General features: G+C 36.4%; 15 protein-coding genes. 8 read left to right on the top strand and 7 right to left on the bottom strand.

All coding sequences use genetic code 11. From position 1 onward, the window contains the following. Positions 1–31: 31 nt before the first annotated feature. The gene (locus V7150_RS20230; RefSeq protein ID WP_335521913.1) at positions 32–244 is read left to right on the top strand and encodes a hypothetical protein; all 213 of its coding nucleotides are present in this window, start codon (positions 32–34) and stop codon (positions 242–244) included. Positions 245–423: 179 nt separating this feature from the next. On the opposite strand, the gene V7150_RS20235 is transcribed toward V7150_RS20230, so the two are convergent. From V7150_RS20235 to V7150_RS20250, 4 genes are all read right to left on the bottom strand, one after another. Further along, positions 424–1380, bottom strand: coding sequence for a sugar ABC transporter substrate-binding protein (locus tag V7150_RS20235; RefSeq protein ID WP_335521880.1), 957 nt, complete (start codon positions 1378–1380; stop codon positions 424–426). A 127-nt stretch (positions 1381–1507) separates the two neighbouring features. Beyond that, positions 1508–3556, bottom strand: coding sequence for a PAS domain S-box protein (locus V7150_RS20240; protein WP_335521882.1), 2049 nt, complete (start codon positions 3554–3556; stop codon positions 1508–1510). Continuing rightward, positions 3498–4307, bottom strand: a complete 810-nt coding sequence (locus V7150_RS20245; RefSeq protein WP_420490314.1) for a CheR family methyltransferase — start codon at positions 4305–4307, stop codon at positions 3498–3500. Before V7150_RS20245 ends, V7150_RS20240 begins: the two co-directional genes overlap by 59 nt. Before the next feature lie 54 nt (positions 4308–4361). Then, positions 4362–7121: an ATP-binding protein gene (locus V7150_RS20250; protein ID WP_335521884.1), complete on the bottom strand. Its 2760-nt coding sequence runs from the start codon at positions 7119–7121 to the stop codon at positions 4362–4364. Between the two features lie 571 nt (positions 7122–7692). Between V7150_RS20250 and V7150_RS20255 the strand changes: the two genes are divergently transcribed. From V7150_RS20255 to V7150_RS20285, 7 genes are all read left to right on the top strand, one after another. Beyond that, positions 7693–8733, top strand: a complete 1041-nt coding sequence (locus V7150_RS20255; protein WP_335521886.1) for an ArsR family transcriptional regulator — start codon at positions 7693–7695, stop codon at positions 8731–8733. Continuing rightward, the gene (locus V7150_RS20260) at positions 8730–9956 is read left to right on the top strand and encodes an MFS transporter (RefSeq protein ID WP_335521888.1); all 1227 of its coding nucleotides are present in this window, start codon (positions 8730–8732) and stop codon (positions 9954–9956) included. The genes V7150_RS20255 and V7150_RS20260 overlap by 4 nt, the downstream gene beginning before the upstream one ends. Positions 9957–10150: 194 nt before the next feature. Further along, the gene (locus V7150_RS20265; RefSeq protein ID WP_335521890.1) at positions 10151–11014 is read left to right on the top strand and encodes an SDR family oxidoreductase; all 864 of its coding nucleotides are present in this window, start codon (positions 10151–10153) and stop codon (positions 11012–11014) included. 278 nt (positions 11015–11292) lie between these two features. Continuing rightward, a complete protein-coding gene (locus V7150_RS20270) occupies positions 11293–12423 on the top strand; it encodes a DUF418 domain-containing protein (protein WP_335521892.1) in 1131 nt (376 codons plus the stop codon). A gap of 17 nt (positions 12424–12440) precedes the next feature. After that, positions 12441–13532 (top strand): sensor histidine kinase, encoded by a 1092-nt coding sequence (locus V7150_RS20275; protein WP_335521894.1) that lies wholly within the window; start codon positions 12441–12443, stop codon positions 13530–13532. A gap of 20 nt (positions 13533–13552) precedes the next feature. After that, a complete protein-coding gene (locus V7150_RS20280) occupies positions 13553–14158 on the top strand; it encodes a response regulator transcription factor (RefSeq protein ID WP_335521896.1) in 606 nt (201 codons plus the stop codon). Positions 14159–14247: 89 nt separating this feature from the next. After that, positions 14248–14787 (top strand): hypothetical protein, encoded by a 540-nt coding sequence (locus tag V7150_RS20285; protein WP_335521917.1) that lies wholly within the window; start codon positions 14248–14250, stop codon positions 14785–14787. A gap of 434 nt (positions 14788–15221) precedes the next feature. Here the strand turns inward: V7150_RS20285 and V7150_RS20290 are convergent, their stop codons facing one another. Genes V7150_RS20290 through V7150_RS20300 form a run of 3 tightly spaced genes read right to left on the bottom strand, consistent with a single transcriptional unit; the run spans position 15222 to position 17472 of the window. After that, positions 15222–16298, bottom strand: a complete 1077-nt coding sequence (locus V7150_RS20290; protein WP_335521899.1) for a copper resistance D family protein — start codon at positions 16296–16298, stop codon at positions 15222–15224. Positions 16299–16300: 2 nt separating this feature from the next. Continuing rightward, positions 16301–16846: a copper resistance CopC family protein gene (locus tag V7150_RS20295; RefSeq protein WP_335521901.1), complete on the bottom strand. Its 546-nt coding sequence runs from the start codon at positions 16844–16846 to the stop codon at positions 16301–16303. Continuing rightward, complete coding sequence (locus tag V7150_RS20300) at positions 16843–17472, bottom strand: class I SAM-dependent methyltransferase (protein WP_335521903.1); 630 nt, start codon at positions 17470–17472, stop codon at positions 16843–16845. Before V7150_RS20300 ends, V7150_RS20295 begins: the two co-directional genes overlap by 4 nt. Between the last annotated feature and the right edge of the window lie 229 nt (positions 17473–17701).

A 17701-nucleotide genomic window follows, 5' to 3' on the forward strand; every position in this document is an offset into this window, starting at 1 on the left:
AAAACAAATAATAAAAAGAGGTAATTATATGATCATGTTAAAGCTATTTTTTATACTTTTTGGAGTAGTCCTTGTATTATGGGGTAGATATAGAATGAAAAAGGATGATGCGTTCGTCGGAAAAACCCAAAAAAGAAAAAACATTTTTAATTTCTTAATAATGGGGGAAGCTTCTGGACTAGGACAATTTTTAGGTGGAATCTTGTGTATAATAATAGGGATTATATCCTTTTTCATTAAATAATTTGTAAATAAAAGGAGCTAAACTGTAGTTTAAGTTTAGCTCCTTTTTTATTTCTAAAAAAATTTTCTGCCCTTTATTTTTCTATGTGAACTTAAGGGAAATACTGCGCTTATAAATATTATCTCCCTTTAAAGCGAAACGGGGGTTTGACCTCAGGTAAATCCGTAAGCTTATGTAATTTACTTCAACACCTTTCTTAGGAAGTCTAGCTTCTGTTTCACATTGTCTTCCGTGATAATATCTACACCGCTATCAATGTATCTTTTTATCTTTTCTCCCTTTGTAACCTTTAATGCAGCTTCAACACTTAAATAACCCATATCATAAGGGTTTTGGGCTACTGTACCGATTAATGTTCCTTTTTCTACTAACTCAAGCATTTTGATTATTCCATCTGCTCCTGTAACGGGCATAGTAAGTCCTTGTTCTTGCAGAACCTTGACCACAGGAATAGCAAGATAATCAGTTGAGGTAATAACACCTTTAAGATCTGGATGCTGCTGCAGAATCGCTTCTATTACCTTTTTCACGTTTTGATCATTCTCTTTATCATCAATTGATAGTTTTAACGTTTCTGCTGCTATGTTGATCCCTGCTGCCTCTAAACTATCTTTAGCTCCCTTTATCCGTTCTCTTTCTACGGATGATTCTCTGCCGATAAGGGCCACTTTATCTCCAGGCTGAAGCATCGCACCCATCAATATCCCTGCTTTTCTCCCTAATTCTATGTTATTGGTACCAATATAAGCCGTTTTATTTTTCCAAGGTTCATCTGTATTTATCAGCAATACAGGAATGTTCCTTTTAACAAACTCTTCTAAATTAGGAATGATATCAGGGGAAATGGCCCGAGAGACCACTAATACATCGGGAGGTTCTTCAAGAACATTCTTTAACATCTTCATTTGTTCTTCGGCTGTTCCATTTCTCGGTGCCATTACCTTACCGTCTATCCCAAAATCTTTACATCCCTGCTCTATACCTGCTCGAATAATTTCCCAATACTGATTGTCTAACGTTCTCAAAACAAAGACGACTTTTGGCTTTTCACCGACAAAGTATTTAAAGCTAAAACCAACTAATATTGCAAAAATAATAAAAAAAGTAAGAAGAAATAGCTTGCTCCTTTTTAACATGCAACCCCTCCTTCATTCAAAGAAAGAAAGTATTAAAGTCTGTACTTTGAGAAATGTCTAGCTCCAGACGCATTGAACTTTTCTTTTTCTCATGGCTCAAACCGCCCTTTTCTAATTTAATTTATTGCTAGATTGATTTGAAACGAATAGAAAAGGTTGATCCCTCATTTCCTGTTTCTATGTCAATATCCGCCTGATGACGTTCTGCTACACTATAGCAGATCGCTAAGCCCAACCCTGTTCCATTTTCCTTGGTTGTGAAGAACGGTGTACCTAGTTTTTCTAAAATCTCCGAGCTAATCCCTTTCCCCTGATCTTTTATTTCCAATATAACGGCCTGCTCTTCTACATATGTTTTTATTGTAAGCTGCCCCCCAGGAGGCATGGAATCGAGCCCATTTAACACAATATTTAATATTAATTGGCGAATTTCTTTTTCATCTACTGAGATATCGGGGCAATCATGTAAATCGAGCACTGCTTGTTTTCTAGAACGTAATGCTTCAGCTTGAATAAGCGGAAATAATGCTTCAATAATCGTATTTAAATTTTGGATTTTTTTATAACTTACTTTATTTTTAGCCAAATTAAGAAATTCAGTAATAATAGAATTAGCCCTGCTTAATTCTTCTAACATGAGGTCAACTATTTCTTGTGGTAAACTATCGCGGTTGCTTCTTGCTACTTGCAAAAATCCATAAACGGTTGTCATGGGGTTGCGAATTTCGTGGGCAATCCCTGCAGCCATCTCCCCAATTAAATTTAACCGATCCAGCCTGGACATCTCCCTTTCCAAAAGGAGCCTTTCCGTAAAATCTGTCAAAACGAAAAGAATACAAGGTTCAGGGTGAATGTCAATCATTTCCGTAGATAAAAATCCGGCACGGATTTCTCCGTGTTTTGCCTTATAGTTGATTTTTTTACTACGAATTGGCTGCTCTAGATGAATAGAGTTACCGTCGGGTTCGTCAATAAAATCTAGTAAGTTTATTTTTTGATGAAATAATTCATGATAACTGTAGCCCGTAAAGTTTATCCAACTTGTATTTACATCTAAGTATGTTTTATCTTTTAGCGAAATAATGGCCATCAAACAGGGACTAGACTCAAAGATTTTCCGAAACCGTTCTTGGGAAACAGAAAGATAATCGGTAATCTTTTTCCGCTCCTCAATTTCTATTTGCAGCTGCTGGTTGGCTAATATAAGCTCTAACGTGCGGTCTTTTACCATATTCTCCATATGATTGAATTGTTGCTTTTTAATTTCTTCTATCTGCTTTCTTTCTGTCACATCACGAATGGTACAAACAAAAATTTGTTGACCTTCTACTGCAGTTTCTCCAATTTGGATATCCGCATAAAAATGGTTTTCATCCTTCCTTACTGCAACCGATTCGATCACCTTTCCTAGACATGGGTTGTTTAAGGAAAAGAACAAATGCGGAGATCTATTTCCATTGTCTCCCTTCACTTTTAGAAAAAGATTGCCGATAGGCTGTCCTACCAATTCATCCGGATGATAGCCAAACATGGTTTTTACAGCTGGATTTACCGATAAGATATACCCTTGACTGTCAAAGGTAACAATGGTATCGATTAACGTTTCACTAATCACCTTTGCTAATGCTTCTGTCCTTTGTAAATCCAAGGTTGTCTGATCTAACTTTTTATTCACTTCACTTAATTCAGCTGAACGCTGCAACTCACTCTTGCTAATTTCCTCTTTATATTTTTGATAGATTTCAACAAATTTCTCTATTTTTTGTTTTAATGTTTCAGGTTGAAACGGTTTAAAGATATAATCAATTGCCCCTACAGAGTAACCACGCTGAACATGTTCCAAATCTTGACTAATAGCCGTAATGAAAATAATTGGAATATGCTTTGTTTTTTCTCTTGCCCGAATCAGTTTAGCTGTTTCAAAACCATTTAGTCCTGGCATTTGTACGTCTAGTAAAATAACAGCAAATTCTTGTTTAAGCAGCCATTTCAGTGCTTCATTCCCTGATGTTGCACTAACTAAGTTATAGTGTGGAGACGAGAGTACTGCTTCCAATGCCAGTAGATTTTCAGGATGATTATCCACCATTAATAGATTGACTTTTTGAGTAGTGGTACTATTTAAATTTACGATACAGTCTTTCTGTTGAGTTAAATTCTTCGTAACAGGTTCCATAACTTGTAAATCTAATCCCCTCTCTTTTACCCAACCCTAGAAAGCCTGACAAACTTAGGCTTTCATAGAGGAGTTGATGGACATCATTTTGCAAACACTTATTAAAATAGATTAGGACATTTCGACAAATAATAATATCAAACTCGTGAAATGAAGAGTCTGTTACTAAATTATGCTCAGCAAACACAACGTTTTTTTTTAGAGCAGGGGGGAAAACGACCTGGTCCGCAACCACCTTGTAGTATTCTGAAAAAGCTCTAGTCCCGCCAGCTAATAAATAATTTTTGGTGTATTGCTGCATATCAGCTAAAGAAAAAGTACCCTTCTTCGCCTTTTCTAACACACTTTTGTTTATATCTGTTGCATAAATTTTTGTCTTTTCAAATAGGCCCTCTTCTTGTAACAGGATGGCCATTGAATACACTTCTTCACCAGTTGAGCAGCCGACATGCCAAATTCGAATTTCAGAATAATCTCTTACTACTGGAATGAGATTTGTTCGAAAAAATTTAAAAAAACTAGGATCCCGAAACATCTCGGTAACATTTATAGAGAAATCAGAAAATAACTTACTCATTACGATCGGATCACGCAATATTTTCTCTTGAAGAGCAGATATACTTGTTAGATTCTCCTTTTTTACACGTTGTACAATTCTCCTCTGAATGAAGGGACGGGTATAATTTCTAAAATCATAGCCGTAAAAGCGGTAAATCGCTTCAAGAAGCATATCTATTTCAATATTTTCTATCACTTGGCTCGATGTTTGCTTTTGTAGAACTTCCCTTTTTTGAATTGTAATCGCTTATCCTTCCTTTCTATACAACCATACATGCATAAGAGAGAATAACTGATCTAAGTTAAGCGGCTTACTAATATAGTCCGTTGCTCCTGCATCTAAACATTCTTCCCGACTATGTTTCATCGCCTTTGCTGTAAGGGCAATAATCGGTAAGGATATAAACTCTGGTATGCTTCGAATTGTACGTATTGCCTCAAATCCATCCATTTCAGGCATCATAATATCCATTAAAATAATATCTATATCTGGATTACTTTGTAAGATTTCAATCCCTTCGCGGCCATTGTCTGCTACGAGTATTTCCATTTCATATTTCTCTAGTGCAATTGTAAGTGCATAAACATTTCGGATATCATCGTCGACAATGAGGACCTTTTTATTTTTTAGCGAAGATTTTCCGAGTTGTTTAATCCTTCTATCTTCGTCATCCATTTTGTTCGTAAATTCTGTTGAATAATGCTCATTCTCGAGGCCTGCCGAAGCTTCCTTAATATAAGTTGTTACCTCTTTTGGCTTAATTACTTGGTCGTACGGCAGATATAAAGTAAAGTTGCTTCCCTCTCCTGCCTCACTCGTTAACTTAATAAACCCGCCTAATAAATAAGCTATTTCTCGGCAAATAGATAGTCCTAATCCTGTACCACCATATTTTCGACTTGTCGTTCCATCGGCTTGTTTAAAGGCATCAAATATCGTCTCCTGTTCTTCCCTAGGTATACCAATCCCTGTATCAATCACGGAGAAGGCTAGCATACATTCTATGTGATTATTCACAAAAATCACCTGCCGGTCGGTTTCTTTCATTACCTTCCGAATAATTAGTGAAACACTGCCACTTTCAGTGAATTTAAATGCATTTGAAAGCAGATTTTTTAATATTTGCTGCAACCGTTGTTCATCCGTATAGAAACTTGGCGGTACATCAGGTTCCACTTGAACGATAAATTGAATACCTTTCTTATAGGCAATTGGTGAAAATTGCTTCATGATGTAATCTTTCACACCATGTAAATCTACTATTCTATGAATTACTTCTAGTTTTCCTGATTCTACTTTTGCTAAATCTAGAACATCATTGATTAAATGTAATAAATCATTACCAGAAGAATAAATAGTTCGAACATACTCCTTTTGTTTTTCTGTAAGATTGCCCTCACCGTTTTCCGAAAGGATTTGTGCTAAAATGAGTAAACTATTAAGTGGCGTTCTAAGCTCATGGGACATATTAGCAAGAAATTCTGATTTATATTGGGAGCTAACTTCTAATTGTTGCGCTTTTTCTTCAAGTTGCTCTCTTACTTTCTCTAGTTCTTCTTTTTTTAAGACTGAGGCCGCATATTGTTCCTCGAGTTGTTCATTTGTCGTCCTTAGCTCCTCTTGCTGTAATTGTAGTTCTTCAGATTGAGCTTGAAGTTCTTCAGTTAAGCTTTGTGATTCTTGTAATAACCTTTCCGCCTTCATATGATTTAAAATACTTTTTAGCGTAATTCCAGTCGTAGGAATGACTTCTTCAAGCAACTTGATTTGAGAAGGACTAAATGATTCAAAAGAAGCAATTTCGATAACAGCAAGAACATCATCTTCGTTTTGTATCGGGAAGATGATAATATTTTTCGGTGAAGCTTCTCCCATACCAGAACGTATTTTTATATAATTATCTGGAACTTGATTTAGGAAGATGGGCTGCTTTTCCAACGCACACTGCCCAATCAGACCCTCTCCCATACGAAAGCATTGAAATTCCTTATTTTGATTAAAAAAAGCGTAAGCAGCTATTTTTTTCAAATACTGCTCGTTTTCTTCCACTGTCTTTATATAAAACACACCATTACAAGCTCCTACCATTGGTACAAGCTTTGAAATGAACAATTCAGCAAGCATCTGCACATCTTTAGCTTTTGGGTACATTGCTAGAATTTCAGCAATTTTCGATTTAAGCCAGCTCCGCTCTCCTGCCTCTTCTATTAATTGTTTCTCTAGTTTGCTATGTGCCTCTAGCTCTGAAACCATTTTGTTAAAGGCAGCGGCGATGGCACCAATTTCATCTTTAGAAAAGATCTCTATCCGCGGCAGGTCATCAGGACTGCTATTGGTCACACTTTTCATAACAGTCGTTACATGGTTGAGATTCTTTGTCATCCCTCTAATAATCCAAATCATGAATCCTAATCCTAAACACAAACAGATCGCTAGATAAAAATATATCGTTGAGACCGCCCAATGGTATGTATCTCGTGATCGATAAAGTTCATTTTTCATCTCTTGTTCTTGCAATCCACGTAGAAGTTCAGCAAGTTGAAGCATTCTTTCCCCGGTAAGCTTCGAATCATTCAACAGCTGTGGTTGGATAGCAGCTTTAGAATCGATTTTTTTTATAGCAATCACTTGCTGTGCCACAGCTAGATAAGATTCGTGGAGTACTTTATATTTTGCAACTAATCCATCTGTCTTTCCTTTACTATCTATTCTTTCAAGGGACTCTATCGCTCGGTTGATATTTATGTTCGATTCTTCCAAAGCATAAATGGACGATTCCAGTGTTTCATTAGATTGACTGACTGAAATCTCTCTTAACTCTCTAGCAATATTAACTGTCTCGTATTTAATAGTTGAAGCCATATTGATTCGTTCATATTTATCGGTAACAACCACATCGGTATTTACCATAGACTGTTCAAGCATATTCATTAAAATGATGACACAAATTGAAATTAAAACTACGATTGATCCAGTGCTCGTATAGAGCTTTGCCCTAAATTTCATACGGCCTCCTGCCTATATTGTCCCTTCACACTAAAGTTTCAAACAATATTTTTATTTCTAAATTTTCACACATTAAAAAACATACTGAGTCCAAGGTAAACAAAAAAATTACCTTTTTACGACAAATTATAGCACATTTTACAATGCACTTTTAACAAATTTTTGAAAGTAGACATAGAATCGTTTAACGAAAGTAACCTTGATTTTCTTTTTTTAAAGGTAATTTTTAAACTGGATTAGGTTTTTCCGAGGTAATTTAGAATTATTAACCAGAGGTAGATTTACTTTTCACAGTGACCGAGCGGCCCTTTTTTTTCTTCAACAGGCACTCTGATCCTTCCACAGTGACCGAGCTCCGCTTTTTCTTCCTTCAACGGGCACTCTAATCCTTTCACAATGACCGGGTGCCGGTTTTTTTCCCTTCAACGGGCACTCTGATTCTTCACAATTTGCTGTTAGAGGTTAGATATGACTAGAGGACAGGAAAAATATATTTAAATTCTAGAAATATTGAATTATAGATTCAATTAATTTAGAATTAAGAAAATACATTATACAAGGAGGACCTTTAATGAAACATCTTTATTCCCCACAGCCACTTGAAACTATTTCCTTACAAGTAGAATCCTCACCTGTTTGGGAAGTGATTCTTGGTATTGCAGGATATACATATTCACAACTTCGACATACATTCGATTTGGATGAAAAGTGGGTATCAGAGCAAAGCTCAATGCCTGCATCACTAGTAAACCATTTGAAGGTGATTGAGAAGACCAACTTTTGGTATGGATTGATTATGCTTCAAAACAAACTATCTTCATTATCTATTCAAGATTTTTCGAATCGCCTTTCAGAAATTCCAATTGATTGTTTTTATGAGACACTTCTACCTTACAAGGATCGGGAAACTGAGCCCTTGAGAAAAGCGACAGCCACTGAACATCGAGGTGAATTATTTGAGAAGTATGCTGCATATTTTGAATCCCATGACTACTTAGGTGGATATGTTCATGATCTTGGTCATTATTCACATCTTGAAATTTGCGACCTATTCAACAATACATTGGATGAGTGGTACAAGTGGGTAAGCCAGCAAGAAGAATGGGAAAAGTGGACTAAGGCACTTGATTTTGAGCAAAAGCAATACAGCTCAATTGATATAACAAATCCTATTGAGGAAATCGAACGAATTACGGGTGGAATCAAGTATCTTCCTGAACCATCTGTCTGGACTGTCAAATTAATCCCACATGTATCATATCGTCCTTGGATCTTAGAACAACGCACACCTGATACTAAACTCTTCTTTTATCCTTTAAAGGAAGAATATTTGATAGAGCCAGGTGTTCCATCGAATGAATTAATTCGTGGTCACAAAGCGTTAGGGGATGAACTCCGATTGAAATTGCTTTATCAGCTTCTAAAGGGACCGTTATCGCTTCAAGAGATGACCGTACAGTTTCATACTTCTAAAACAACACTACATCACCAGCTATCTATATTAAAAGCAGCAAAGTTTATTCGTGTTGAAAAAGGAATCTATTCGGCAAATCAAACGCAGATTAACGCTTTTTCTGGACAGCTTAATCAGTACCTTGGAGTTCACATATGAAGAAGTTCTCTAAGTCATTTAAAGCACTTTGGTTAGGTGAAATCGTATCAGAATTTGGTGGAGCAGCCGGGGGGATCATTAATGGATTGTTGCTGTATGAATTGACAGGATCAAAGGAATGGGTGGGTGTACTTTGGCTTGTATATTTTATTCCTTCATTAATTTTACAAGGCATAAGTGCACCCTTTCTAAACCATGTTGTTAAGGAAAAAATGCTTCGAAATATACAGTTGATTCGTGCTGGAGCCTACATTGTTCCACTAATTGGTTATTTAATTGGTTCTGACGTGGGAATTATTTTGGGATTAGTCGTTTTGCAATGCCTATTAGGATTGGTGCAGCCGATTTACGCAAGTCTATCTTTTTCACTTCTACCTGAAATCTGTAAAAAGGAAGAGCTTGTCGCAGCAAATGGTTTACTGGATGGAACCATTCGACTCATGAGTTTTATAGCTCCTGGAGCAACTTCCTTGCTTTTGTTAGTCAGTCCCATGCATTTCATCTATGGTTTTTCTTCTGCTATGTTCTTTCTTAGCTATCTCGCACTCTCACGTATTCCACACTCAAGTAAGGAAAGAGTGGCAACTTGGACAAAGAAGTTTTGGTGGGCAGAAATGAAAGAAGGCTATAGGACATTTTTTAAGTATCCACATCTTTTACGTCTTACGATTCTCTCTTCAATTGTACAATTCGCTGTCGGTGCTACGATGGTTATCAATGTTCCTTTTATACGTGGCGATTTAGGGGGGAATTATTGGGAATATGCGGTTTTCTCAGGCGCTTTTCCAATCGGTTATGCCATTGGAACAGTATTACTTACGAAATTACCCAAAACTTATCAAACAATGTACCTCGGTTTGATTGGAGGAGGTCTTTCGTTCGTACTCTTGTTTTTTGTTCATGAGGTTCCGCTTGCATGGATTTGTGAACTTGCTGGGGGAATTTTGTTTCCTCTTTTTAATTCTCAAAGTGCAGCACTTTTCCAACGCGAGGCCCCTCGAGATCGTTTAACACAACTAAGTGCAGTTCGGTTGCTTTTTCTTCGTGTCACAATGCCCTTAGGAATTTTGTTTGCATCCACTACATTTTTTGATTTAAGTACACGTCAGACATATACGATTATAGGGATGGTGATTCTTCTCCCTGGATTGTATTACTTCTTAGTTTCACTCTCACAACCCGAAAAGAATATCCTTAAGAATAAAAAGTCGATGATTCCTTAGCATTTTCCGCTGGAACAAATTCCCGAGGCTCATAGATATGTAGAAAAAGGACACAAAAAGTGAAATGTAGTAATCACTTTGGATCATAATAACAAAACCTAACAAAGCTCTGCACCCGATCGCTATTCGCTGCATTTATAGATGGCGAAGGAATAGGTTATAACCTATATCGGAATTTCATACATTGTAGGAAAATGCATAGAGGAGTGTACATGATGGGTTTTCCGCCTCAGCAACAAAGTAAACCTGGCATTGAATCAATAATGACACCAAGACCTATATTTGATAACCCCAATTACAAACCAGCCGGTAAACTTATGAATAAGGTAGCTCTCATAACCGGTGGTGATAGTGGAATCGGGAGAGCTGTCGCTGTCGCCTTCGCGAAAGAGGGTGCAGACATTGCAATCTCATACCTAAATGAACATAGCGATGCAAACGAAACAGAGTTCTATGTCAAAAAGTACGGCCGTCGCTGTATTACCATTCCAGGCGATATTGGATATGAGCAGCACTGCCAACAAGTTGTAATGCAAACTATTCACCAATTTGGCCGCATTGACATTTTGGTGAATAATGCCGGTGTCGCATACGTAAGGAACAGTCTATTAGATGTAGATTCGAATCAACGAGCAAGTACTTTTCACACAAATGTTTTTTCGCAGTTTATTTTGACGAAAGCTGCTCTGCCATACATGAATTCAGGGAGTTCCATAATAAATACAACATCCATTAGTGCCTATCAGGGAAGTCAATATTCAATTGACTACTCAGCATCAAAAGGAGCAATTGTTTCATTTACACGTTCGCTGTCATTGTCACTGGTATCGCAAGGGATTCGAGTCAATGGTGTGGCACCAGGACCAATTTGGACTCCATTAATTCCATCTACCTTACCTCCAGAGCTGGTTACCACATTTGGTGACAATGTTCCCATGAAGCGAGCCGGTCAGCCGTTTGAAGTTGCACCTGCTTATGTATTCTTGGCCTCCGATGATGCATCTTACATATCAGGGCAAATTCTGCATGTGAATGGTGGGGAAATTGTAAACGGTTAAAATCAACCACTTTGGATTCAACAATCGCTCCTGTAATGGAATAATATGATTAGTATTTTTAAACATCTTTATTACAAATTAAATATTGTTATTCCCAGTCAACAATTATGTAAACTACAAAAGGCGCTAACCATTTTTGATTAGCGCTTTATTTCCGAAAAGAACAACAAAGAAATGACACTTGTCATAAACATTTATTTACAGGTGTGAATGTTCCTTCATTCTTTTCTAAGATACTATAAATATACAAATATTTTTATCAGAAAAGGGTGAAGATAATGACAGAAAGAAACGGGCGGATTCGTCTACTCGATCTATTAAGAGGGATTGCTGTATTAGGAACTCTAGGAACCAACATATGGATTTTTGCGTATTTAGGGGATTTGTCCTATATCACTACTTCTGATTATTCTGGCTGGTGGAAAACAGAAGATCTCTTTAGGATGTTGGTGTTATTCCTTGTAAACGGAAAGCTGCTAGGATTATTAACCATCATGTTTGGAGTAGGATTGGAATTAAAGTATCAACAGGCACTACGAATGGGGAGAGCTTGGCCTGGAGTCTATCTATGGACAGCCATTTTCTTACTAATCGAAGGGTTTATCCATTATCTATTTGTCATGGAATACGACATATTAATGAGCTACGGTGTGACGGCCATGATTGTAGCCTTCATAATAAAAGGCGGAGAACGTCTGATATCTAAAATCATGATCATTGTTGGCAGCATTCATGCTGTTATGATTTTGTTTTTATTAGCTGTCAGCTTGCTTGGGGCCAATATCTCGGTTAGTTTCGATAGTGTCGTGCCTCTCTATCAAAGTGGTAGTTGGCTGCAGCAAATCCAATACCGTCTTTCTAATTTTCTACTGCTTAGAAGTGAAGCCATTTTTATTATTCCTTTGAACGTCTTTTTATTTTTACTAGGTGTTCGTCTCATGCGTTCAGGAGTATTTTCTCCTGATGAACATGGCCGGAAGCAGCGTGACAAGCTTTTTAAAATAGGAATTTATCTTGGATTGCCTTTAAATATGTTGATTTTTATTCCGGGAGGGACTTTTGATTTGCCAGTCCGGTATTTGTTTGCTCCATTATTGTCACTTGGTTATATAGCGATAATTGGAAGGATGATAGAATATAGGAAGTGGAATTGGCTTTGGGACCGTCTTGAAAATGTCGGTAAAATATCTCTAAGCTGTTATGTCATGCAAAATATCACTGCTTCCATTATTTTTTACGGCTGGGGTTTTGCTTTGGGAGGAAAAGTCAGTTCCTTGACGATTATCGCTATCTGGATATTGATCTCACTAATACAACTAATGTTTGCATCTATATGGATACGTACCTTTAAACTTGGACCATTAGAATGGATCCGTAAGCGTACAGTAGAAGTATTTATTCCTAAATAACTGAACTGGAGGCGGTTATGAAAATTAAGATATACCCAATAGATCAAATCAAACAATATTTGATGATAGATGTGATATCAATTGTGTTTTTATTCTATATCGTTTTAAGTTCAGGATCTGATTTGGGCATCTTGGGAAAGCTTTTTCTTCTCCTGATATTCCTTGTTTCTTTTTATAGTGGAATTTGGTACAGAGATTGGCGTTTATTGATGGCCGTTTTAATCGGTCTTTTAATCCTTGCTTTGCTAAGTATTTATGTTGGTCTATCTATCTTGATTTTTGGATTCATATTTGCTGATCTGATTGGAAGGTCGAAGTCAAAATGGCATATTGGGATAGGAATGGTAGCTATTGCTCTTATGTTTATCTTAGTTCTTTGGAAAAGCACCGGCCATCTATTCAAGTTGGAATCTACGACATTACTTCCACTTATGATTATTCAAATATTTTTTCCCTTATTGATTTATATAAAGGAAAAAGCAAAAAGTTTACAGAGTGAACTAGATGAAGCAAATAAACAGATCGTACAACAAGAGGAAAGACAGCGTATTGCAAGGGATCTTCATGATACACTCGGACAAACATTGACAATGATTAAATTAAAAAGTGAATTGACTACTAGATTAGTAGATAAAGATTCCTCCAAAGCAAAGGAAGAACTAAAGGAAATACTAGCTACGACTAGAATCGCTTTGAAGCAGGTAAGGGAGTTAGTTTCAGATATGAAGTTCGTCTCTTTGGAAAGTGAGATCGAGCATTCCAAAAAACTCATGCATACTGCTGGAATTGAATTGGATATTGTGAAAAAGGGGGACCCTCTCCTATTATCCAGTGTAGAAGAGACCATGATTGCTTTGTGTATTCGCGAAGCTATGACCAATATAATTAAGCATAGTAAAGCAAAGCGATGTACAATACAATTCGAAATCATTGACCAAATTTATTTTATACAAATAAAGGATGACGGGATTGGACTAGTCAAGGTAGAGGGTGGCAATGGCATTCAGTCAATGAAAGAGCGGATGCAAGCTCTTCAGGGAACAGCTGCGGTAAACAATTCCCCTAGTGGTGGAACACATGTCTCTATCAAACTCCCAGTCCGTCAGTAAGGAAAGGGGGCTCCTGCTACATGATACGAGTAGTCATTGCAGAAGACCAACAAATGCTGCGTGGTGCATTAACATCTTTATTGACATTTGAAACAGATATTAAGGTGTTGGCAGAAGTATCAGATGGACAAAAAGCTTGGGAAGTCATACAAAGGGAACAGCCAGATGTATGCTTACTTGATATTGAAATCCCTTTTATCAGTGGTCTTGAATTGGCAGAGAAAATAAGAAACGCTAATATACCTTGTAAAATAATAATTGTCACTACTTTTGCCCGTCCTGGTTATTTGCAAAAAGCAATCGATTCTCAAGTGAATGGATACCTATTAAAGGATGAGCCGATTGATTTTCTCATTGAGTCAATCCGTAAAGTCATGAATGGAGAGCGTGTTATCAGTATGGATCTGGCAGCAACACTCTTTATGAAAGAAAATAACCCATTGAGTGAACGGGAAACAGAAGTGTTGCGTCTTGTAAAAGATGGATTGGCGACAAGAGAAATCAGCAAGGTACTTTTCTTAACGAAGGGAACCGTGCGTAACTATTTGTCCTCTGCTATTCAGAAACTGGAAGCAGAGTCCAGGATGCAAGCCGTGAATATTGCTATGGAAAAAGGGTGGCTCTGAGCTTCCTTAACATAGTTTTTTATCAGTTGAATAAGTTTAAGATGATAATTAACTAAAACTATATGTCTGTAATGAAAAGAGGTGTGACATTGAACTTTGTTGCATGGATGATTGTCACCTGTGAAATTATGTTTTGGATCGTTATTGTATTAGGGTTAGTAACACGGTATGTGTTCAAGCTGAACAGATTAGGACTATTCTTTTTAGCTTTAACCCCGGTAATTGATTTAATTTTATTAATTATAACGGGTATTGATTTATACCGCGGTGCGACTGCAACACAAGCGCATGCGATTGCTGCAGTTTATATTGGAGTATCCATTGCATTTGGAAAAAGTATGATTCAATGGGCAGATGAGCGGTTTCAGTATTATGTAACAAAGCAGGGTTCAAAACCTGCGAAGCGGTTCGGCATGGAACATGCAAAGCATTATATGAAAGGCTGGGTAAGGCATGTCATTGCATATCTTATTGGCGCTGGATTATTAGCCGGGATGATTTATTTTATAAATGATCCAACCCGTACTGCGGCATTAAGCGGGATATTAAAAATTTGGTCAATAGTTCTAAGCATTGATTTGATTATTACAATCAGCTATTTTATTTGGCCGAAAAAAGCAAAAGCTTAATCCTAATAGAAGTTTGGGGAAACGGACACCATAAGCAAACTTATTAAGGAAGGTGCTAATATCAATGCATAGGATTCAAAAGGACGAACTGAGGCTATTACATTTTTTCTATAATTATTTAATCATTATGTAATATTTCGTTCAAATAATGTTAATATTTTCGTAGTACTATAAATTATGTAACTAGGACACATACATGCAAACCTTTTAACTTCACCCCCCCTTTTATTATAGATCCGGCAAATAGTCGGATCTATTTTGTTTTTAAGTTGAAATTAACATAACGAAAAAATAGCCACTGGTTCCAGATTTAATGGTTTCCCAAACAGAAAAAATAGGACCATTAAACATAGTCCTATCAGTTAATAGTATATTTGGCTTGTAAGCAATTACCTTCATTAGCCATGAGTATCTAAACATGCTAATTCCATCAATCAGATGCTCAAAGCAAACATTAAACCAATATATAAAGTAATAACAAAACCAACTCCAAATATGACTGCTACTGCAGATTTGGCTCTTTTAAAGCTAACCAAAATTAAAATCAAAAATAGTATTGAAAGTAATATTAGCAAAACAGATTGAAAAGTGGGAAATAGATTAATATTTAGGGTTGAAATAATATTTTTCCCTAAAACCCATTCAGCCCATTTAGATGCCCCCTCTGATTTAACAGTAAATTCAACCTCATGAGGCGGTGATAAGGTTCCCATAACAGCTGTAAAATAAAATACAATTAATAATACAACACTTTCTCCCCTAATCCATGGTCGGGGATTAAAAGAAGAATGGTTTAATGATTTTCTTGCTAGAACACTGTTAATAAAGGCAAAAATCACAACAGGAATAATACTTATGTGTTTAAAAAGCAACATCTGACCGTATGGCAAGACCCATGATTTCACATAATCCTTTGGTTCAACAACAAAGAGCATTAGATAGATTCCACTTAAGATAATGATGATAAAACATATAGATGCAAATGGTGTAAACCAACGTAAAAATTTTGACCAATTAGATTGATCCTTCGAGAACCATGCTACATTAATTATAATGCCAGTCCACAACGTGACCATTAAAAAATGTGTACTGTGAGAAAATAAACCTGCCCAAAATGACAGCGAAGCCACATGACTTGAATAACCAACTGCTAGGATCATTAACAATAGCCAAAATGCCTGAATATATTTTGAGCCGTTTAGCAATAACGTTATCCATAAGAAGGTTGCCATAAACCCAATAAAAATCCAGGATTTCCCTACTTGAAAATCCAATAAAACAGATTTAGCTGCAAGAGCAAAACCAATGCCATTTTGAAAATAGGAAATGGTCTGAACAATTGGTCCTAACGTAAAAATAATAATTCCTAGTGTTGAAAGCAATAAAAAAGGTTTTGCAATATAGATTTTTGGTTTATTGGTTTCAGGAACAAATTGAAGGGCAACGTGTCCAACTAAAATGGAAAACATTAAATAAGTCCCAAACTCTGCAATCGGAATTAAGAAAGCCATACTTATCTTTTCCTTCTAAATAGCAGGAACATCCCAATAACCAAAATTAACACAATCACCACAGTAATAGTTGTTTTCATGTATGATGATGATTCATTCGTTTGCTTTTTGGTTTGTTCCTGCTTTGTTTTCTCATTTTTTGGTTCTTCTTTATTAACCGCATCTGGCTCTTTCGTTTCTGTCTTTTGCTCTTCTTTTTGTGCCATTTGTACGGAGAATGGTATTTCACCTGTTATTGGATGACCGTCTTCACCAGCAATACTCCACTGAATTGTATACGAGCCATTTTCAAGAGGGGTTGATAAAGTCCCCACCAGTTGTTTGTCTCTTGGTACAACACTTATAAGAGGTACCTCTGCCCCATCCTTCACTAATTTCATCGTACTCAAGGATTCGATTTTTCCTTCATATGTAAGGACGATTTCTTTCAAGTCTTCCGTCACTACTTGTCCTGAAGCAGGATTAGATGAAGCTAATTCCGTATGTGCACTTGCAATAGTAGGAATTATCACCAATAAGCTAATTAATACGAATAGTAATTTTTTCATTTTGTTTCTCCTTTCTTGAACCCTAAAATTTTTCTATACATCCCATTTAACATAACGTTTTCATCTTGAATGACTTCGCATTGATTTTCGACTGCTTTGAATAATTGATAAAAATCCAAACCTATATCTGTACCGAATAATTTAATAATGGGACGAAAGATTTTTTGCTTGATATTCATATTTTTATTTTTGGGAGAAAATTTATCGAAAACAAGAAAGTATTCGTTTTTCTTTAGAACCCTAATCATTTCATTCAACGTTTTTTCAGGGCCGGGAACAACGCTAAGTATTAAACTTGCAACAATAAAGTTAAAAGATTCATCATGAAATTCCATATTCTGTGCATCCATTTCTAAGAAGGTTACAGAGGAATCAGAATATTTTTCTTTTGCCACTTTCAACATATCAGCAGAATAATCAATCGCGGTAATGTCGTAGCCCTTGTTCAAAAAATAAGGAAGATCAGCTCCGGTGCCTACACCAATAAATAGAACTTTACTCCCCTTTTCAAGAGATATATCTCGAAATATTTCGTTTCTTGCTTTTAGGAATATCCCTGCATTAAAAAAATGATCATAAATCGGCGACCAGCATTTATAAATCATACGATTCCAACCATTTTTCACATGTTCCCCTCCCACTAAAAGACTTCCCAGTGTGTGGAAGTCCTACATTATTTGTCCTTTACTCGGAGAAGTCGTAAACTATTTAATGTAACAATTTCGTTTTTTTGAATCCCTAATGAGTGGAGTTTCTAGATACTAAATTACTTTTCCTCTGAATTTGTCAGCAACTGCGCGAATTCCCATTATTCAAATAATCATTTGAATATTAGTATATGTAAAATGTTACAGT

It is taken from the genome of Neobacillus drentensis (genome assembly GCF_036965245.1).
Lineage (GTDB): Bacteria > Bacillota > Bacilli > Bacillales > Cytobacillaceae > Neobacillus > Neobacillus drentensis_G.